Below are 18442 nucleotides of genomic sequence, written 5' to 3'. Positions count from 1 at the left end.
CGGAAGGACAACTTTGCTTATGTACAGACGGGCAGTGTAGCGATGGAGGGAACGGGGTCAAGAACCCGGCGGCCCGCACCCGTCCCGGCCGGGCTGGGCCGGCGCGGAAATGGATGCGGGGCGCCAACGGTGGCGATGGTTCAGATCGCCTCCAGGGGGTAGTGCTCCGGGTACGGCAGCCGGGCCGCGCCGCTGTCCACCGCTGCGCGTGCCACCGCCGCCGCCACTTCCGGCAGCAGGCGGGGATCGGTGGGCTTGGGCAGGATATAGGCCGGGCCCAGGCCCAGCTCGATACCGCCGTAGCCCTCGCGCACCGCGTCCGGCACCGGCAGGTGGGCGATCTTGCGGATGGCCTCGATGGCCGCCAGCTTCATCTCCTCGTTGACACGCACGGCGCGTACATCGAGGGCGCCGCGGAAGATGAACGGGAAGCAGAGCACATTGTTGACCTGGTTCGGGTAGTCCGAACGACCGGTGGCCATGATCAGGTCGTCGCGCACGCTGTGGGCCAGTTCCGGCGAGATCTCCGGGTTGGGGTTGGAGCAGGCAAAAACCACCGGGCGCGGGGCCATGCGCTTGAGCTGCTCGGCGGACAGCAGGTCCGGGCCGGATACGCCCAGGAATACGTCGGCGCCCTCGATGGCATCGTCCAGGGTGCGCATCTCGGTATCCCGTGCCCACTCGCCCTTGTAGGCGTTGATGTCGGTGCGCCCCGAGTGGATCACGCCGCGGCTGTCGAGCATGGTGATCTGTTCTTTCTTGGCCCCGGCGGCCAGCATCAGCTTGCAGCAGGCGGTGGCGGCTGCGCCGGCACCCAGGCACACCATGCGCACGTCCTCGATTTTCTTGCCCTGGATCTCCAGGGCGTTGAGCATGCCCGCCACGGTCACGATGGCGGTGCCGTGCTGGTCGTCGTGGAACACCGGTACCGGGCAGCGCTCGATCAGCGCTTCCTCGATATGGAAACACTCCGGCGCCTTGATATCTTCCAGGTTGATGCCGCCGAAGGTGTTGGCGATGGCGCTGACCGTCTCGATAAAGCGCTCCGGGCTCTTGGCCTCCACCTCGATATCCACCGAGTTGATCCCGGCGAAACGCTTGAACAGCAGGGACTTCCCTTCCATCACCGGCTTGGATGCCAGCGGGCCCAGGTTGCCGAGGCCGAGGATGGCACTGCCATTGGAGATGACTGCCACCAGGTTGCCCTTGCCGGTGTACTGGTAGGCGGCATCCGGGTCGCGGGCGATCTCGCGCACCGGTTCGGCGACGCCGGGACTGTAGGCCAGGGACAGGTCTTCCTGGGTCTGCGCCGGTGTGGTGAGCTCTACCGACAGCTTGCCCGGGGTCGGCAGCGCATGGTAATCCAGCGCTGCCTGGCGCAATGCTTCCTTCGCATCCTTCATCTTGGGTAATTCTCTCGAGTCAGTGGTCGCTAACCCGCTAAGTGGCGACCGGTTTACTGCGGGGGCGCAGAGAATAACCGAGGCAGGTCTGCCGCTACAAGGGCGAGGAGGGTTCGTGAACGCTAATCCCTACTAATTTCGATGGTAAATTCGGAATCTGCCGCAATAAACCAGCGTTTATTTTGCGGATAAAGGGACAGGTATTTCGTGCCCCGGTCCACCAGCCAGCCTTTCACTTCTATTTCGCGATCTTGCCAATCGCGCCCCGTCACCTGTCCATAATCGCGGGTGGGATCCAGCCGGATCGCCACCGGCCCGTCCAGCTCCAGCCACAGGAAGTGGTTGCGGTCGACCTTCTCCACCCGGCCCCGCAGCAGTACAAAGCCACCGTCGCCGGGACGGACGTCCCCTGCCCGCAGCCGCGGCCAGGTACCGGCTGCCCAGATCCCGCGACCGGCACGCCGCGCCCATTCCTCGCGGGTATGCAGGCACTCGGCCAGGGCCAGGTTGGGGGCGATGGCGATATGGAATGCGAGTCCCGCCGACAGCAGTGCGGCCTCCAGGCTCTCGCCCCGGTGGTTATAGACGTGGGCCAGCACGCGGCCGTAGCGATCGCGCCGGGCGCGGTCGTACACCAGCTCCACCCCGCCTCCATCGAGAAAACGCTCGGTAAAGTCGGTTGCCGCCTGGGCCAGCGGCTCCCCCGGCTCCCCCTTGCGGGGCATCTCCGGCGTATTGACGCCGATCAAGCGCACTCGCCGGCCGTCCTCCAGTAGCAGGGTGTCACCATCCTGAACCCGCTCGACTGCCACCAGTTCGTCGGCCTGTCCCAGCACGCAATCCGCCCAGGCAGGCGGGAACAGCAGTGTGAGGGCACAAAAAAAGGCACCGCGGGTAAACCGGGGTGCCTTTTTCCTGCAGTGTTCGCCGTTGTTCATGGCAACGGCCCTGCGAGACTCGCTTACTTGCTGATGCGGCTGCCGAAACGCTTCTTGAAGCGGTCCACGCGGCCACCGGTGCTCGCTTCGCGCTGCTTGCCGGTGTAGAACGGGTGGCACTGGGAGCACACGTCCAGCTGGATGTCTTTGCCCAGGGTGGAGCGGGTCTTGATGCTGTTGCCGCAGGAACAGGTTGCGGTCACATCGGTGTAGTTCGGATGGATATCTGCTTTCATGATTGCCTCTGCTCGAATCCGCCACCCGGTCTGTTGCCGAGCACGGAGTCGTCGTTGATGTAGGAACTGGTAGAGTTCCGGGCTGCTTAAAAAGTCGGCGCATACTAATCAGATTAGCCGGCCGGATCAAGCACAATCGCGCCGCAGGCCCCGCCACTGGTGGCGATGCCGTCGGATACCCCGGGTGACCGGCGGGACAGGCGGTGACAGGGGCAGGCAGCTGGCGCTCCAGGTGCGTTATCATGCCGCGCTTGCACAGGCAGTAACGTGAGCGGGGGGCAATTTGGCGACAATCGGCGGACAAGCGGTCATCCTGCGGCTGGCAGTCCCGGTCCCCCTGCGGCGCCTGTTCGACTACCTGCCGCCGTCCGGCACCGACCCGGCACAACTGGTGCCCGGCCAGCGTATCTGGGTCCCCTTCGGTGGCCGCAAGCTGGTGGCCGTGCTGGTGGATATCGTGGGGGAGTCGCCGCTGGCGGAGCTCAAGCCGGCGCTGGAGCTGATTGACCAGCGGCCGCTGTTCGATGAGCGCAGCCGCGCTTTCCTGCAATGGGCGGCGGACTATTACCAGGCGCCGGTGGGTGAGCTCTATGCGGCGGCCCTGCCGGTGGCATTGCGCAAGGGCAAGCCAGCTGACCACTGGGCCGAGCAGTGGCTGCAACTCACCACCGAGGGCAAGGGCCTGCCGGAATCTGCGCTGGCACGGGCGCCCAAGCAGCAGGCCCTGCTGCAACTGCTGTTGGAGCGCGGCCGCCACAGCCGTACCCACCTTAAGGAACTGGGCCACCCGGCGACCGCCACACGGGCGCTGGTGGAGCGGGGACTGGCCGAGTGGCAATCCGGGCCCACAGTACCGCCGCCCATCCCCGACGCCGAACCGGCCGCGCCGCCAGAACTCAATGAGGAACAACAACAGGTGCTGCAATCGGTGGCTGCGGAGGGCTTTTCCGCCTCCCTGCTCGAGGGCACCACCGGCAGCGGCAAGACCGAGGTATACCTGCGCCTGATGCAGCGCGCGCTGGACCGGGGCCGGCAGGCCCTGTTGCTGGTGCCGGAGATCGGCCTCACTCCCCAGACCCTGCGCCGCATCGCCGCGCGCTTCCCCGGGCACAGCATCGCTGCACTGCACTCCGGCCTCGCCGACGGCGAACGGGCCCGCGCCTGGCTGGCGGCCGCCTCCGGGCAGGCGGATATCGTCATCGGCACCCGCTCCGCGATCCTCACGCCCCTGCCGCGCCCCGGTGTGGTGCTGGTGGATGAGGAGCACGACGGTTCCTTCAAGCAGCAGGACGGGGTGCGCTACTCCGCCCGCGACCTGTCGGTGGTGCTGGCCCGCAACGCCGGCGTGCCGGTGCTGCTGGGTTCGGCGACCCCCTCGCTGGAGAGCCTGCACAATGCCCTCAGTGGGCGCTACCAGCACCTGCGCCTGCGCCGCCGCGCCGGCGATGCGAAACCGCCGCAGATCCATGTGGTGCCGACCCTGGGGCAGCAGCTGGAGGAGGGCTTCGCGCCGCAGGTGCTGCGGCATATCGGGGATACCCTGGCCCGCGGTGAGCAGGCGCTGGTATTTATCAACCGGCGCGGGTTTGCCCCCGCCCTGACCTGCGACGACTGTGGCTGGCTGGCGGACTGCCCGCACTGTTCCAGCAAGCTCACCCTGCACCGGCGCCAGCGCCAGCTGCGTTGCCACCACTGTGACTACCGGCGGCCGCTGGTGGACGCCTGCCCGCAGTGCCACAGCCGCTCGCTCAGCGCCCTGGGCGGCGGCACCGAGCGCAGCGAGGAACTGCTGGCGGGGCGCTTTGCCGATTTCCCGGTGATCCGTGTCGACCGCGACACCACCGCCAGCAAGCAGGCCCTCGATCGCCTGCTGGCGCCGGCGCGGGATGGCGAGCCCTGCCTGCTGCTGGGCACACAGATGCTGGCCAAGGGCCATCATCTACCCCGGGTCACCCTGGTGGTCATCCAGGATGCTGACGGCGGCCTGTTCAGTGCCGACTTCCGGGCACCGGAGCGCACCGGTCAGTTGCTGGAGCAGGTGGCGGGCCGCGCCGGGCGCGGCGACCTGGCCGGCCGGGTGCTGGTACAGAGCCGCTTCCCCGAGCACCCGCTGCTGCAGTTGCTGCTGGAGAAAGGCTACAGCGCCTTCGCCCGGCAGTTGCTGCGCGAGCGCACCGCGGCGCAGCTGCCGCCATTGCGGGCCATGGCGCTGGTGCGGGCAGAGTGCGAGGAACCGCGCTGGGCCGAGGCTTTCCTGGAGGAGGCGCGCGGCCACCTGGAGGCGATGGCCCCGTCGTCACCGGAAATCCAGTACCTGGGCCCGGTGCCGGCACTGCTGGAGCGCAAGTCCGGGCGCTATCGCTTCTACCTGCAGGTGACGGCGGAACAGCGCGGCCGGCTGCAGCCCTTGCTGGCGCGGCTGTGCCAGTGGGCCGAGGGCAACCGGAACCGCCGCCTGCGCTGGGCGGTCGATATGGACGCGCAGGAATTGTCCTGACCGAATACTGCCGTCGCCCGGTCCCCCCGCCATGCATTAGGCGTTACAATTTGACGCAAGCCACACCGATAAAAAGGAACTGAACCGAGATGAGCCGCCGCAACGCCAGCCGTCGCAACAGCCCCGCCAGCAAGCCCGCCTGGGTCTGGTTTGTCCTGGGCAACTTTGTCGGCGGGTTCGCGGTGTTCCTGATTTTCCTCAACGGGCTCGATAACGACCGCGCCGGCAGCGGTGCCGCGCGCCAGCAGGCGCCGCAATCGGAACAGGCGGAAGATGACGGCCGCTCACCGAAGTTCGATTTCTATACGCTGCTGAAGGAAAACGAGGTGGCGGTCCCGCCGCCGAAAACCAAGAAGCTGATCCGCCCGGACCGTGCACCCAGCGCCGATGACAGCGAGAGTGAGCCCCCGCGGGAGATCGCCGTACGGGACGAGCGCCCTGCCGCGGAGCCGGAGCTGATGTATATCCTGCAGGCCGCGTCGTTCCGCGATGCCAGCGAGGCTGACAGGCTGCGCGCGCAGCTGGCCCTCTCCAACCTGGATGTGAAGGTGGAAACCGCCACCGACAGCCGCGGGACCTGGCACCGCGTCCTCATCGGCCCCTACCAGAGCCGTTCGCGGGTCGCCAAGGCGCGCGAGATTCTCGCCGAGCACGAGCTGATGCCTCTGGTCCTGAAACGCGCGCCCAAGTCAGGCTGATCGCGGCGGGCCCTGTCCCGCGACATCTGCTGTTTCTTTTATCTTCTGACGCCTTTCCCGGCCCGGGGCCTGTTACAGGTCCCGGTGCCTGACCAGCTTGCGGGTCAGCCAGTGGGCCAGCGGTGCGATAAACGACACCAGCGGAAAAGCCACCGCCCACGCCACCAGGAAGGCGCGCAGCCAGCGCAATACGAAGCCAGTATCCATCCCGGTATTGATAAAAGTGATGATCCCCGACATCAGCAGCGACATCATGCACGACATGAAGAGCGCAAAGACCGGGGTATAGAGACGTGGCGGCAGGTTGGGCACAGCGGGAACCTCTGGATAACTTCGTGGCCAATCTGGCTTTCAGGGCGGATTGCAACCAGGACGGGATCTCGCGGCCATGTCGAGATCTTTCAATCGGCTGTAGCGCGGCTGGTGGAACGCCCTGAAAGCCCTGCAAACCCGGTGCGGGGTCATCCAGCGCTTCCCGGGCGCCGCTGGCAGCGTGGCCGCATTTTAACCGCCCCGTATTGAAAAATCCCACCAATGACCACACTTACCACTGAGCAATGAATATCCCCCGTAGGAGCGGCCCATGGCCGCGACCAGGTCCGGGAAATCCCGGTAGTCGCGGCCGCCGGCCGCTCCTGCGACCAGAACCCCGGATTCAAGAGGTCCCCCTTGGAACAATATCGCGGAACCACCATTCTCTCCGTTCGCCGCAATGGCAAGGTCGTTATCGGCGGCGACGGCCAGGTGTCCATGGGCAACACCGTCATGAAAGGCAATGCGCGCAAGGTGCGCCGCCTGTACAAGGACAAGGTGATCGCGGGCTTTGCCGGCGGCACCGCCGACGCCTTCACCCTGTTCGAGCGCTTCGAGGCCAAGCTGGAAGCCCACGGCGGCCAGCTGACCCGCGCCGCGGTGGAGCTGGCCAAGGACTGGCGCACCGATCGCGCCCTGCGCCGGCTCGAGGCCCTGCTGGCGGTGGCAGACGAGACCGCCAGCCTGATCGTGACCGGCAACGGCGACGTGATCCAGCCGGAAGACGACCTGATCGCCATCGGTTCCGGCGGCCCCTTTGCCCAGTCCGCCGCCCGCGCGCTGCTGGACAACACCGACCTGGACGCCCGCACCATCGTCGAGCAGGGGCTGAAGATCGCCGGTGATATCTGTGTCTACACCAACCAGAATCACACCATCGAAGAGCTGGATTATTAAGCGCTGCGCCATTCCGCCCGGATGGCACGGATAACGCCTGCTGCGGCCCATGTCCGCACCGGGCCCCCCGCCAGGCCGATAACGGGTGTTATAGGCCGGCATGCGGGCCGGCCATGGCCCGCAAGGCAAGTAGCGGAACCATTACAGAATTTGCAGGAACCCCAATGTCCCAATCCCAGATGACCCCCCGTGAAATCGTCCATGAACTGGACCGCCATATCGTCGGCCAGAAAGAGGCCAAGCGCGCCGTGGCCATCGCGCTGCGCAATCGCTGGCGCCGGATGCAGGTGAGTGAGGAGCTGCGGCCGGAGATCACCCCGAAGAATATCCTCATGATCGGCCCCACCGGTGTCGGCAAAACCGAGATCGCCCGCCGCCTGGCCAGGCTGGCCGGCGCGCCGTTTATCAAGGTGGAGGCCACCAAGTTTACCGAGGTGGGTTATGTGGGCCGCGATGTGGAATCCATTGTCCGCGACCTGGTGGAAATGGCGGTAAAGCTCGAGCGGGAGAAAGCCATGGAGGCTGTACAGCAGCGCGCCATGGATGCCGCCGAGGACCGTGTCCTCGATGCCCTGCTGCCCCCGGCGCGCAGTACTGATCCCGCCGAGCGCGGTGATAACAGTACCCGCCAGATGTTTCGCAAGAAACTGCGCGAGGGCCAGCTGGACGAGAAAGAGATCGAGGTGGAGGTTTCCGCTGCGCCCATGGGGGTGGAGATCATGGCCCCCCCGGGCATGGAGGAAATGACCAACCAGCTGCAGGGCATGTTCTCGAATATGTCCCAGGGCAAGACCAAGAAGCGCAAGCTGACCGTCAAGCAGGCGATGAAGCAGCTGACCGACGAGGAAGCCGCCCGCCTGGTCAACGACGAGGACATCAAGAACCGCGCCATCGAGGCGGCGGAACAGAACGGCATCGTGTTCCTGGACGAGATCGACAAGGTGGCCAAGCGCCAGGAGAGCGGTGGTGCGGATGTTTCCCGCGAGGGTGTGCAGCGCGACCTGCTGCCGCTGATCGAGGGCAGCACCATCACCACCAAGCACGGCATGATCCGCACCGATCATATCCTGTTTATCGCCTCGGGCGCCTTCCACCTGTCGAAGCCGTCCGACCTGATCCCGGAATTGCAGGGCCGCCTGCCGATTCGCGTGGAACTGGATTCGCTGACCTCTGCCGATTTCCAGCGCATCCTCACCGAGCCGTCCGCTTCGCTCACCGAGCAGCAGAAGGCACTGCTGGCCACCGAGGGCCTGGACCTGGAATTTACCGAAGACGGTATCCAGCGAATCGCCGAGGTGGCCTTCCAGGTCAACGAGACCACGGAAAATATCGGTGCGCGGCGTCTGCACACGGTGCTCGAGCGACTGCTGGAGGAAATCTCCTTCGACGCCGGCGATGCCGGCAAGACGGTCACCATCGATGCCGCTTACGTCGACAGCCAGCTGGGTGAGCTGAGCCAGGACGAAGACCTGTCGCGGTTTATCCTCTGACATGAAGCCCACCCGTATCCGCCTCAACCGCGGCGAAAACAGCCTGCAGCTGGTGTACCCCGACCGGGAGTACACCCTGCCGGCCGAGTACCTGCGGGTTTACTCCCCCAGTGCCGAAGTGCGTGGCCATGGTCCCGGTGAGGGCGTGCTGGTGCACGGCAAAATCCATGTGGGCATCGATACCGTGGAAGCCGCAGGACGCTATGCCCTCAAGCTGGTATTCAGCGATGGCCATGACAGTGGCATCTACACCTGGGATTACCTGCGCGAGCTGTGCGAACAGCACGACACCTACTGGCGCGATTATCTCGAGCGCCTCCAGGCGGCGGGCAAGGGCCGCGACCCGGACGAAAGCGCGGTAAAATTTATGCCCTGAGCCAGCCCTGTGCGGGCTTTGCTCGCCGCGCTCTCCCAGGCTGATCCTGCCCCTCACGCCTCTTCCGCCAGCCCCCGGTGTTCCGGACTGCCTTTCAATGAACTGTCATCCCGGTGCCGGCCCGCCTGTGGCACAATTTGCTACCAGGCCGGGGAGTACACTCCGATAGCACAGAGCACCCCGCGAATAACAAACAGCCCGAAGGAAAGAGAGCAGTCCAACCTATGCGAAACCCAATGGCCCCCCTGGCACTGGCCGGCACCCTGATACTGTCTGGCAGCGCATTTGCCAAACCCGTCCTGCCCGAGGCGCAGCGCGACAGCAGCTGGTTTACCGAGGGCCAGGCGAACCTGGAGAAATCCGCCGCGCAGCCGATCAATAACAAACCCGGGGCAGCGAAAAATATCATCCTCTTCGTGGGCGACGGCATGGGTATCTCCACGGTCACCGCCGCACGGATCCTGGCCGGCCAGCAGCAGGGTATGAGCGGTGAGGAATACCGGCTCAGTTTCGAGGAAATGCCCTTCTCCGGCCTGATCAAGACCTACAACACCAACCAGCAGACCCCGGATTCGGCCGGCACCATGAGCGCCATCATGACCGGCGTGAAAACCCGTGCCGGCATGTTCGGTGTGACCGGCGACGTGCCCCGGGGCGACTGCGCCGCCAGCCGCGGTCGCGAGCTGGTTACCGCCCTGGAACTGGCCGAGGGACTGGGCAAGCGCACTGGCGTGGTAAGCACGGCGCGCATCACCCACGCCACCCCGGCGGCCACCTACGCCAAGGCCGCCGAGCGCGGCTGGGAATACAGTGCACCGGAAGGCTGTCGCGATATCGCCGCGCAGCTGGTGGAATTCCCCTACGGTGACGGTATCGATGTGGTGCTGGGCGGCGGGCGGCGCGCGTTCCTGCCGAAAGAGGTTACCGACCTGGAAAGTGAGCCGGGCCGGCGCGAGGATGGCCGCAACCTGGTGCAGGAATGGCAGCAGCGCTACGCGGGAAAAAGTAACCGGGATAGCAAAGCCAGCGCCGCCGTGTACGTGGAGGACCGCAAGGCGTTTGTGGATGTGGACCCGGCGGCCACCGGCAAACTGCTGGGCCTGTTTGAGCCCTCGCATATGCGCTACGAGGCGAACCGCCCGCAAGACACTGCGAGCGAACCCTCCCTGTCAGAGATGACAGGCAAGGCGCTGGCGATGCTGGAGAGGGGCAAAGACGGTTACTTCCTGATGGTGGAGGGCGGTCGAATCGACCACGGCCACCACGCCGGCAGCGCCCACAACGCACTCACCGATGCGGTGGAATTCGCCCGGGCGGTGCGGGTGGCCATGGACAATACCGATCCGGAAGACACCCTGATAATCGTAACCGCCGACCACAGCCATGTATTCACCATGGCCGGCTACCCTACCCGCGGCAATCCCATCCTGGGCAAGGTGGTCGGCAATGACAGCCGCGGTGAACCGGAGTCGGAACCGAAACTGGCCGATGATGGCAAGCCCTACACCACCCTGGGCTATGCCAATGGACGCGGCTTTGCCGCGCTGGGGGATGAGACCGATGCGGATGTCCGTTACGGCCTGCCCGCCAGCAACGGGCGCAAGGACCTGGCCGAAGTGGACACCACCGCACCGGGCTTCCACCAGGAAGCACTGGTACCCACCGAAGCCGAGACCCACGGTGGCGAGGACGTGGGTATCTGGGCCCGCGGCCCCGGCGCGCACCTGCTGTCCGGTACCCGTGAGCAGAGCTATATCTTCCATGTAATGGCCCGGTCGGGTGGTTTACTGGCCGATTGATCCGGCAACTTATAGAGGTAGAGGCCTCGCTAATAACTTTGTTAGCGAGGCTTACTATGAATGCTCCAGGTGTAAGAATAAGTTGTAAGCGCCGCCTGTAGACTGGATTGAAACTATCTCTGCGGGGAAGATTTATAAAAATAAAATTAGTTGATTATTAGCCGGCTGAAATAGATCTTATTTTAAATATTTACCACATCCAAGCATTATTCACTCGATAGTAAATGTCATCTTTGATTTGATTTTAATCTGGCGTATTTTTTTATTGTTCTACATCGGCACGCAGGATAGTGTTTTCAGGCGCTTGATGAATTAGCGCTGAGTTCAATTGTAACTACTAATCAAGGGCGAGCACCAAATGAAGTAGCGCATTACGGGCTCACATATGGTTGACATCCCAGGGAGAAAATAATGCGTGAGCTAAATCTTCAGGAAATGAAAAATGTAAATGGTGGTTTTTATCAGGCTCTACTACCGGTGGCTGTTGGTTTCGCAACCAGGTTTGTGACGAGTAAGTTAGCGAAGCATTTCATTGGTAATTTTTCACTGTCCTACGGAACCTATCAGGCAGCAGTGGGCTTGGATTCCAGGGTTCGCTAAACCAAAGTAAACTAACAGGAGCTGGAGCCGGCTTGGTAGAAAAAACTTTAGCCATCCAGGCCGGCTTTAAAATCCTATTGTGTTTGACAATGAAAAAATATCGAAAGTGCCCTCAATGTAAAACATGCAGTATTGATGTTGGACTCTTGGAGGATGGTACCTACTGCGAAGCTTGTGGTTGTGCTGTTGTAACAAGCGTATTCTACTCATCTGCCCTGAGTATCAGCATGGCCCTTCTTATCTCCATATGCATGAACCAGGGCCAGGTTGCTGCAGGACTCTTAGTCTTGTTGGCCCTGGCTATCAGAGTTTTTTTCCTGGACAAAATCGATGCGCGGATTATGCCAATCAGTAAAATTTAGTATCGACAGGATATGGCTATCTGGTTTGTGAAGTCGAAAGCCATTCCGGGAACCCGTTCTGCATTTAAAGGCCTAAGTCACAGGGTAAAAAACCGCCAGCCACACCGTCTGGCAATCCGGGTTCGTCCAGCTGACCCGGTGGCGCACGCGGGCGGGGATATCCAGGTAATCCCCCTCGCCCAGCACCACCTCGCGGCCGTCGGCAAAGGCGATGCGGCCACTGCCCCGCAGCACCATTACCCATTCGCCCTCTTCCTGGTCGTACCACTCCCCGGGTGGGGTAACCTGGCCCCGGGAGACAATCCGCTCGATTCGCACCGGGCCGCTTGCCAGCACCTCCTCAAACACCTCCGCGTCGAGCGCATCCGGTAGCTGCGTGAAAAAATTGCCGGGTTTCATGGGGGGCTCCAGGGTTTCAATGTGGTTTTCCGTCGTGTGCCAGCTGCCTGGCTGCAATGGTCAGCAGGGAAGCTACAGGCGCCCTGCCCAATTACTAACCAGCATGACTTCTGTTATGATCGCGCCCGCAACACCTTAGGGGTGGCTTCGGCCTGAGATGCGCGGTGATCGAAAGACACCACAGCGCGAACCCTTGAACCTGATCCGGTTAATACCGGCGTAGGAATAGGTAAGTCCAAGAATAGCCTCCTCACGTCGCAGCCCGGGTCTCTTTCACTTCAGCTTTTGCCGAGAGAGAACCATGAATCGCCCATCCAGAATAAGACCCATCGCCCTCTCAGTCGCAATGCCAGTCGCGCTGGCCGGCAGCCTGTCCGCCCTGCCAGCGGCCGCGACCGAATCCGGCACCCGGGACCTGGAAGAGGTCATCGTCACCAGCCAGCTGCGCGACACCAGCCAGCTCGACCTGGCGGCCAGTGCCAGTGTGCTGGACAGTGCCACCATCGGCGCCCGCGGCGCGGGTAACCTGGACCAGCTGCTCAACCTGGCTCCCAACGTCAACTTTGCCGCCGGTGCGTCCCGGGGCCGCTTTATCCAGATTCGCGGTATCGGCGAGCGCAGCCAGTTTATCGACCCGGTGAACCCGTCCGTGGGCCTGATCATCGACGGCATCGATTTTACCGGCCTGGGGCTGGCCGCCAGCACCCTGGATATGGGCCAGGTGGAGATCCTGCGCGGGCCGCAGGGCACGGTCTACGGCGCCAACGCCCTGGCCGGCCTGGTCACCATGACCAGCAATGCGCCCACAGACACGCCCATGGCAGAGGTCTCCGCAGAGGTGGCCGAATACAATGGCCGCACCCTGTCTGCGGTGGGCAGCGGTGCACTGACCGACAGGCTGAGCTATCGCCTGGCCGCCCGCAACCAGCAGTCGGACGGTTACATCGATAACGGCTACCTGGGCCGGGAAGACACCAACAATATCGATGAGTCGATCCTGCGCAGCAAGCTCCGCTACCAGGCCAGCGACGACCTGCAGCTGGATATCACCGCGCTCTATATCGACGTGGACAACGGCTACGACGCCTTCTCGCTGTACAACACCCGCGAGACCCTGTCGGACCAGCCCGGCTGGGACCGCCAGGAGACCCTGGCCGGTTCACTGGTTGCCCGCTGGTCCGGCAGTGACCTGTTTACCCTGGAGTCCACCGTCAGCGTGGCCAGCTCGGATACCGAGTACGGCTACGATGAAGACTGGACCTATGTGGGCTTTCACCCGTGGGAATACAGCTCCACCGACAATTACCTGCGCGACCGCAACAACCTGAGTGCAGACCTGCGCCTGCTGTCCACTGAACAGACAGCACTGTTCAATGGCCGCAGCAGCTGGGTGGCCGGGATCTACCTGCGCGATGAAAGCGAGGACCTGCAGCGCAACCAGGCCTTTACCAGCCAGTTTGAAACCGCCAACCAGGCCCTGTACGGGCAGTTGCGCACCAGCCTGGGCGAGAGCTTCGCCCTGGTGACCGGCCTGCGCCTCGAGCAGCGGGAGGCGGATTACACCGATTCACTGGCGGTTGATGCCGGCAATAACGAAAACCTCTGGGGTGGGGATATCACCCTGGAATACCGCGGTATTGCCGATACCCTGGTCTACGGCACTGTCTCCCGTGGCTATAAGGCCGGCGGCGTCAACGGCCGGATCATTTCGGCCTCCGCCACCAACCCGGATATCGGCCGCGATGCCTTCGAGTTCGACACCGAGCAACTACTCAACTACGAACTGGGGATCAGGGGCGCCTGGCTGGACAACCGCCTGCAGGCGCAACTGGCCGCCTTCTACCAGGATCGCAGTGACGTACAGGCCAAGCAGTCGGTGTTCGACCCCGCGGATTTCTCCTTCGACGATTTTCTTACCAACGCTGCTGGCGGGGCAACCACCGGCCTCGAAGTGGAACTGGATTACCGCGCTACAGAAGCCCTGCGCTTCTTTGCCTCGGCGGGCTGGCTGAACGCCGAGTTCGAGGGTTTCGAGAGCACGTCCCATGTGGATGCCCGGGATGACTACAATGGCCTGGCACTGGCGCCGGTAAACCTGGACGGGCGGGATGTGGCCCATGCGCCCAATTACCAGTTCTTCACCGGAACCGAACTGTCATTGACCGAAAACCTGCTGCTGCGGCTGGAGCTGGAGGGCAAAGACGCCTTCTATTTCTCCAACAGCCACAACGAGAAGTCCATCGCCTACGAACTCGTAAACGCGCGCCTGACCTATCGCGGCGATAGCTGGGAGGCCTCACTGTGGGGCCGCAACCTGGCGGACGAGGACTATTACACCCGGGGCTTCTACTTCAGCAACCAGTTCGGCAACAACCCGGCCAATGGCTATGCGCCGGAAGCCTACTACCAGTATGGCGAGCCACGGGTTGCGGGCATTTCCGGTACCTATACCTTTTAGAGTTTCGAAACCCAAAAAACTTTACGGGCGGCTTCTGCCGCCCATGATTCCGGACCAGGGGTCCCGGAGGCAACCTATGAACATTTCCGTCGAGATCAGCAAGTATCCGTTGAAGGACGAGTACATTCCCGCCATCCAGGACTTTATCGACCGGCTCAACCAGCACCCGGACCTGCGGGTTATCACCAACACCATGAGTACCCAGGTGTTCGGTGACTACGATCTGGTGATGGATACCCTGAAGCAGGAAATGCGCGCGTCCTACGAAAAATTCGGGCGCGCTATTTTTGTATGCAAGTTTATCGACGGCGACCTGGCTCCCACTGAGAAAATGGGTGAACGGGATGCCTGACCACGATATCAGCAGCGCCATTGCTGCCTCACTGGCGGCAATGTCCCTGTGGGAAATCGCCGCGGTGATACTGGCGCTGGCCTACCTGCTGCTGGCCATGCGGGAAAAAATCAGCTGCTGGTATGCCGCCTTTGCCAGCACAGCGATTTACCTGTTCCTGTTCTGGGATGTCAGCCTGTTGATGGAATCCGCGCTACAGGTCTTCTACCTGGTGATGGCTGTCTACGGCTGGTGGCAGTGGCAGCACCACCGCGATCGCCAGCAGGACCTGCACATCCACCGCTGGTCGCTGCGGCGCCACCTGCTGGCCATCGCGGCAGTGGGCGCCCTGACTCTGGTGTTCGGTTATACCCTGCAGGCCAACACCAGTGCCGCACTGCCCTACCTGGATTCCTTTACCACCTGGGGTGCGGTGCTCACCACCTTTATGGTGACCCGCAAGGTGCTGGAAAACTGGCTCTACTGGATCGTGGTGGATGGGGCCTCCATCTACCTGTACCTGGACCGGGAGCTGTACCTCACGGCGTTGCTGTTCCTGGTGTATGTAATCCTGGTGGTGATCGGCTTCTTCCAGTGGCTGGCGATTTACCGGCGGGAACAAACTACCGGCCGGCACGGCAAAGAGCAGGTGCAGGCCGCGCAGCCTGGCTTCAATCCTGTAATGCCCGAACGGTAAGGCGCCTCCGTGACCGAAAGCACCGGGCCATTGGCAGACGTTATCCCCGCTGACTGGGCACGCTGGAGCAGCGTCCCGCCCAGGGTGATCAGGCCGCTGGCGGGCGGCCTGACAAACCGCAGTTACCTGCTGGCGGCCGGCAATGACAGGCTGGTGTTGCGGAAAAACTCCCCCATCAGCGACGCCCTCGACCTGGATCGCCAGGCCGAGGCCGCGGCCATGGGCAATGCCGATCGTGCCGGCCTCTGCGCCCCGCTGGTCCACTGCGACCCGGGGCACCGGTACATGGTCACCCGCTTTGTCGAGGGGCAGCCCTGGCGGAGAGACAGCAATGGCGCATTGCAACAGCTGGCCGACCTGCTGCGCGGCATTCACCAGCTGCCCACTATCGACGCCACCCTGGATATCGAAGAAAAAGTAGCGAGCTACTGGCAATCAATCGACCAGCAGGCAGGTTTCCACCCAGACTTGCGCACGCTGGATGCTGAAATGCACAGGCACATTGAAGCGGTGCGCCCATTGGCTGATGACCTTCGCCTTTGCCACAACGACCTGTCCACTGCGAATCTCATTACCGAACCCGGCGGCAGGCTCTATGCCATCGACTGGGAATACGCGGCAATGGGTGACCCCTTTTACGATCTTGCTGTGATTGTCGATGAGCATTCCCTCGACGATGCGCAGCAACATCGACTAATTGAAGCCTATCTTGAGCGGCCGCTGAAATCACTGGACTTGAAAAAACTGGCGCACTGGCGGGTGATTTACGGCTATCTTGCCGTGCTCTGGTACGCGGTCCAGGCCTGTGCTGAAGGCGGGATTGATTCAGGCACCAATTCGGCTGTAGCCGGTAGAGCCCGAAAACTGTCTGCCCTTAGCAATATTGTCTGGAGTAATAACTCTATTCCAGGTGACCAATAACGCCCGGCACAGTTTATCTATTCTTCCCGGGATCTGTTCTTGCACCACGCATAGTAAGCGCGGGATTCCGTACCGATATACATGCTGCCCACAAAAATGATCAACAGGGAGCTTGCAGCCACGGCTACTCCCGGAATGTCATTGCTGCTCCCAAAATAAATCAGCCATATGACAGCTGCCAAAACCGTAAAGCTTGAAGTTGCCCTGAAAAGGTAGTGATCGAAAGCGAGTAAGAGTGCGGCGATAATAAATCCCACCGGAATTGCCAGAAGCGATGCAGCGAGCCATGAATCCGTATTTGCAGCTGCCAGTACTCCGCCAAAGATTGCCAACAGGAACTGCAGGAATTCCCAGGCAGCCAGTAATTTCGGCTTGCGAATAAGGTGCATGGGCAGCATTCCGGCCCATGGGTAATTATCTCCACCGCGAGTGAAATTACGAAAATGAATCTTCATGGATAGTTACGATCAGTTTTGTTGGCAGATAACTGGAGCAGGGCGAGCTAGATAATGCAATGATTGTAACTGCCCTTCGGTTTGCTGGCGATTCCTTGCCGGGCAAGCCCGGATTACCACCAGCTCCTATGGGGCCAGCGAGGGTTTAGTGCGTAAACGGATATGCACGCCCTCTGGTCGTGATTGAGTCCCCTCCTGCCGCGATAACATAGACCCGCTCCTGACCGACAGGATACCTTCAGTGAAGTTTATCCGCGCCAGTGCGCAGATATCCGAGCATGGAAAATTCGACAAGAAGTTAATAGCCAACAATGCCGGCCTCCAGCAGCCGGGCCTGCTCCAGTGCTCTGTAGCAGAAAGTTACTGCGGACCCAGTATGGAAACAACAACGACAACTCCCATATCGACGCTCGGTGACACACCGGTAAGTGAAGGGAAAAGGATTATCGCACTAGACGCTCTGCGCGGCCTTGCCGTTATGGGGATGATCCTGGTAGTGAGCCCCGGCTCCTGGGGCCATCGCCTGCCCATGCTCGATCATGCGCCCTGGCACGGTTACACCCTGGCCGACCTGGTGTTCCCGGCGTTTCTCTTCGCCGTGGGTGCCGCTATGGCTCTGGGATTTCCCAGTGACCGGCCGATCGGCCAGCACGCAGGAAGGGTAGGCCGCCGCACCCTGTCGCTGATCGGGCTGGGTCTTCTGCTGAACCTGTTGCCCAGTTTCGATTTCGCCAGCCTGCGCATTCCCGGCGTGTTGCAGCGGATAGGCCTGTGCTACGCGATTGCAGCGATAATCATGCTGTCGACAGCGAAACGGGTGAACAGCGTTCGAATCCTGAATGTCAAAGGCCTGGTGCTGGCAACCCTTGCCTTACTGATTGGCTGGGTCCTTGTGCTGTCCTTTACCTCGGCACCGGGTTACCCGGCGGGATCGGTCACCCCGGCAGGAACATTGGCCGCATGGGTGGATCGCCAGGTCTTCACGGTGGCGCACCTGTGGCCCTACGGCACCAACGCAGCCGGTGAGGTGGTGTATGACCCGGAAGGGCTGCTGTCGAGTCTCCCCGCCACCGCGAATGTCCTGATCGGAGCGACATTCGCGCACTGGCTTGGTCGGGCACCCTCAGGCAGGCAGCTGAAACTGGGCATAGCGGCAGGTTTTGCGCTGGTTTGCATCGGCCACTTGCTGGACCCGCTCTTTGTCATCAACAAGCGGATCTGGACCTCCAGCTTCGCGATCGTATCCAGTGGCTGGGCGGCGATGGCTTACTGTTTTTTGTTCCCCGCACTGCAGGCCGCGGCGGGCCGGAAAATACTGCAGCCTGTGCTGGTCCTCGGCAGCAACGCTATTCTCGCTTTTATCCTCTCCCAGGTTTTCCTGGCCTATTCGGGCACCCCGATTGGCGGCACCAGCCCGCAGAGCTTTGGATTCCAGGTGGCATCGTCTGTGGTCGGCAGTCCGTGGGCGGCGTCATTACTCTGTGCCTTCGGCATACTCGCCATAGTCACGCTGTTGGTATGGCCGCTAAACCGGCAGGGAATTTTCCTCAGGCTATAAGCCTGCGCGATGGGA

18 protein-coding genes and 1 riboswitch are annotated in these 18442 nt (G+C 62.4%); of the genes, 12 read left to right on the top strand and 6 right to left on the bottom strand.

The window, feature by feature from the left end; all coding sequences use genetic code 11:
* Positions 1-140 precede the first annotated feature (140 nt).
* The 3 genes from LVE68_RS10130 to rpmE form a co-directional block, all read right to left on the bottom strand.
* The gene (locus tag LVE68_RS10130) at positions 141-1403 is read right to left on the bottom strand and encodes a malic enzyme-like NAD(P)-binding protein (protein ID WP_232940169.1); all 1263 of its coding nucleotides are present in this window, start codon (positions 1401-1403) and stop codon (positions 141-143) included.
* Between the two features lie 122 nt (positions 1404-1525).
* Positions 1526-2341, bottom strand: coding sequence for a thermonuclease family protein (locus LVE68_RS10125; protein WP_232940168.1), 816 nt, complete (start codon positions 2339-2341; stop codon positions 1526-1528).
* Between the two features lie 23 nt (positions 2342-2364).
* Entirely contained in the window at positions 2365-2577 is a 213-nt protein-coding gene (rpmE, locus tag LVE68_RS10120; RefSeq protein ID WP_232940167.1) for a 50S ribosomal protein L31, read from the bottom strand.
* A 283-nt stretch (positions 2578-2860) separates the two neighbouring features.
* Here rpmE and LVE68_RS10115 point away from each other — a divergent pair, with 283 nt between their 5' ends.
* Together LVE68_RS10115 and LVE68_RS10110 are read left to right on the top strand one after the other, a co-directional pair.
* A complete protein-coding gene (locus LVE68_RS10115) occupies positions 2861-5074 on the top strand; it encodes a primosomal protein N' (RefSeq protein ID WP_232940166.1) in 2214 nt (737 codons plus the stop codon).
* Between the two features lie 89 nt (positions 5075-5163).
* Positions 5164-5772, top strand: coding sequence for an SPOR domain-containing protein (locus LVE68_RS10110; RefSeq protein WP_232940165.1), 609 nt, complete (start codon positions 5164-5166; stop codon positions 5770-5772).
* 72 nt (positions 5773-5844) lie between these two features.
* On the opposite strand, the gene LVE68_RS10105 is transcribed toward LVE68_RS10110, so the two are convergent.
* Positions 5845-6084, bottom strand: a complete 240-nt coding sequence (locus LVE68_RS10105; protein WP_232940164.1) for a DUF2798 domain-containing protein — start codon at positions 6082-6084, stop codon at positions 5845-5847.
* Between the two features lie 357 nt (positions 6085-6441).
* Here LVE68_RS10105 and hslV point away from each other — a divergent pair, with 357 nt between their 5' ends.
* The 5 genes from hslV (at position 6442) to LVE68_RS10080 (ending at position 11246) form a co-directional block, all read left to right on the top strand.
* Positions 6442-6981, top strand: a complete 540-nt coding sequence (gene hslV, locus LVE68_RS10100) for an ATP-dependent protease subunit HslV (protein ID WP_232940163.1) — start codon at positions 6442-6444, stop codon at positions 6979-6981.
* A 164-nt stretch (positions 6982-7145) separates the two neighbouring features.
* Positions 7146-8471: an ATP-dependent protease ATPase subunit HslU gene (hslU, locus tag LVE68_RS10095; RefSeq protein ID WP_232940161.1), complete on the top strand. Its 1326-nt coding sequence runs from the start codon at positions 7146-7148 to the stop codon at positions 8469-8471.
* Between the two features lies 1 nt (position 8472).
* The gene (locus tag LVE68_RS10090) at positions 8473-8847 is read left to right on the top strand and encodes a gamma-butyrobetaine hydroxylase-like domain-containing protein (protein ID WP_232940158.1); all 375 of its coding nucleotides are present in this window, start codon (positions 8473-8475) and stop codon (positions 8845-8847) included.
* Positions 8848-9071: 224 nt separating this feature from the next.
* Complete coding sequence (locus LVE68_RS10085; protein ID WP_232940157.1) at positions 9072-10646, top strand: alkaline phosphatase; 1575 nt, start codon at positions 9072-9074, stop codon at positions 10644-10646.
* A 411-nt stretch (positions 10647-11057) separates the two neighbouring features.
* Complete coding sequence (locus LVE68_RS10080; protein ID WP_232940156.1) at positions 11058-11246, top strand: hypothetical protein; 189 nt, start codon at positions 11058-11060, stop codon at positions 11244-11246.
* Between the two features lie 434 nt (positions 11247-11680).
* Here the strand turns inward: LVE68_RS10080 and LVE68_RS10075 are convergent, their stop codons facing one another.
* Positions 11681-12007, bottom strand: a complete 327-nt coding sequence (locus LVE68_RS10075; protein ID WP_232940155.1) for a cupin domain-containing protein — start codon at positions 12005-12007, stop codon at positions 11681-11683.
* Between the two features lie 127 nt (positions 12008-12134).
* Positions 12135-12250: riboswitch (TPP riboswitch) on the top strand.
* Positions 12251-12308: 58 nt separating this feature from the next.
* Here LVE68_RS10075 and LVE68_RS10070 point away from each other — a divergent pair.
* The 4 genes from LVE68_RS10070 (at position 12309) to LVE68_RS10055 (ending at position 16414) form a co-directional block, all read left to right on the top strand.
* Complete coding sequence (locus LVE68_RS10070; RefSeq protein ID WP_232940154.1) at positions 12309-14465, top strand: TonB-dependent receptor; 2157 nt, start codon at positions 12309-12311, stop codon at positions 14463-14465.
* Between the two features lie 76 nt (positions 14466-14541).
* Positions 14542-14817 (top strand): hypothetical protein, encoded by a 276-nt coding sequence (locus tag LVE68_RS10065; protein ID WP_232940153.1) that lies wholly within the window; start codon positions 14542-14544, stop codon positions 14815-14817.
* Positions 14810-15493, top strand: a complete 684-nt coding sequence (gene pnuC, locus LVE68_RS10060) for a nicotinamide riboside transporter PnuC (protein WP_232940152.1) — start codon at positions 14810-14812, stop codon at positions 15491-15493. The genes LVE68_RS10065 and pnuC overlap by 8 nt, the downstream gene beginning before the upstream one ends.
* 9 nt (positions 15494-15502) lie before the next feature.
* Entirely contained in the window at positions 15503-16414 is a 912-nt protein-coding gene (locus tag LVE68_RS10055; protein WP_232940151.1) for a choline kinase family protein, read from the top strand.
* Between the two features lie 17 nt (positions 16415-16431).
* On the opposite strand, the gene LVE68_RS10050 is transcribed toward LVE68_RS10055, so the two are convergent.
* Complete coding sequence (locus LVE68_RS10050; RefSeq protein ID WP_232940149.1) at positions 16432-16869, bottom strand: hypothetical protein; 438 nt, start codon at positions 16867-16869, stop codon at positions 16432-16434.
* A gap of 376 nt (positions 16870-17245) precedes the next feature.
* Here LVE68_RS10050 and LVE68_RS10045 point away from each other — a divergent pair, with 376 nt between their 5' ends.
* Entirely contained in the window at positions 17246-18427 is a 1182-nt protein-coding gene (locus LVE68_RS10045) for an acyltransferase family protein (RefSeq protein ID WP_255701179.1), read from the top strand.
* Positions 18428-18442 lie beyond the last annotated feature (15 nt).

Source organism: Microbulbifer sp. YPW16, assembly GCF_021290385.1.
Taxonomy (GTDB): Bacteria; Pseudomonadota; Gammaproteobacteria; order Pseudomonadales; family Cellvibrionaceae; genus Microbulbifer; species Microbulbifer zhoushanensis.
This window is presented reverse-complemented; position numbering and strand designations above follow the sequence as displayed.

Excerpts from the sequence above, each read along its gene's own strand:
- LVE68_RS10075 (WP_232940155.1), bottom strand. The coding sequence starts at position 12,007 with ATGAAACCCGGCAATTTTTTCACGCAGCTACCGGATGCGCTCGACGCG.
- LVE68_RS10080 (WP_232940156.1), top strand. The coding sequence starts at position 11,058 with ATGCGTGAGCTAAATCTTCAGGAAATGAAAAATGTAAATGGTGGTTTT.
- LVE68_RS10065 (WP_232940153.1), top strand. The coding sequence starts at position 14,542 with ATGAACATTTCCGTCGAGATCAGCAAGTATCCGTTGAAGGACGAGTAC.
- LVE68_RS10130 (WP_232940169.1), bottom strand. The coding sequence starts at position 1,403 with ATGAAGGATGCGAAGGAAGCATTGCGCCAGGCAGCGCTGGATTACCAT.
- hslU (WP_232940161.1), top strand. The coding sequence starts at position 7,146 with ATGTCCCAATCCCAGATGACCCCCCGTGAAATCGTCCATGAACTGGAC.
- LVE68_RS10070 (WP_232940154.1), top strand. The coding sequence starts at position 12,309 with ATGAATCGCCCATCCAGAATAAGACCCATCGCCCTCTCAGTCGCAATG.
- LVE68_RS10110 (WP_232940165.1), top strand. The coding sequence starts at position 5,164 with ATGAGCCGCCGCAACGCCAGCCGTCGCAACAGCCCCGCCAGCAAGCCC.
- LVE68_RS10090 (WP_232940158.1), top strand. The coding sequence starts at position 8,473 with ATGAAGCCCACCCGTATCCGCCTCAACCGCGGCGAAAACAGCCTGCAG.
- LVE68_RS10125 (WP_232940168.1), bottom strand. The coding sequence starts at position 2,341 with ATGAACAACGGCGAACACTGCAGGAAAAAGGCACCCCGGTTTACCCGC.
- pnuC (WP_232940152.1), top strand. The coding sequence starts at position 14,810 with ATGCCTGACCACGATATCAGCAGCGCCATTGCTGCCTCACTGGCGGCA.
- LVE68_RS10045 (WP_255701179.1), top strand. The coding sequence starts at position 17,246 with ATGGAAACAACAACGACAACTCCCATATCGACGCTCGGTGACACACCG.
- LVE68_RS10085 (WP_232940157.1), top strand. The coding sequence starts at position 9,072 with ATGCGAAACCCAATGGCCCCCCTGGCACTGGCCGGCACCCTGATACTG.
- rpmE (WP_232940167.1), bottom strand. The coding sequence starts at position 2,577 with ATGAAAGCAGATATCCATCCGAACTACACCGATGTGACCGCAACCTGT.
- LVE68_RS10050 (WP_232940149.1), bottom strand. The coding sequence starts at position 16,869 with ATGAAGATTCATTTTCGTAATTTCACTCGCGGTGGAGATAATTACCCA.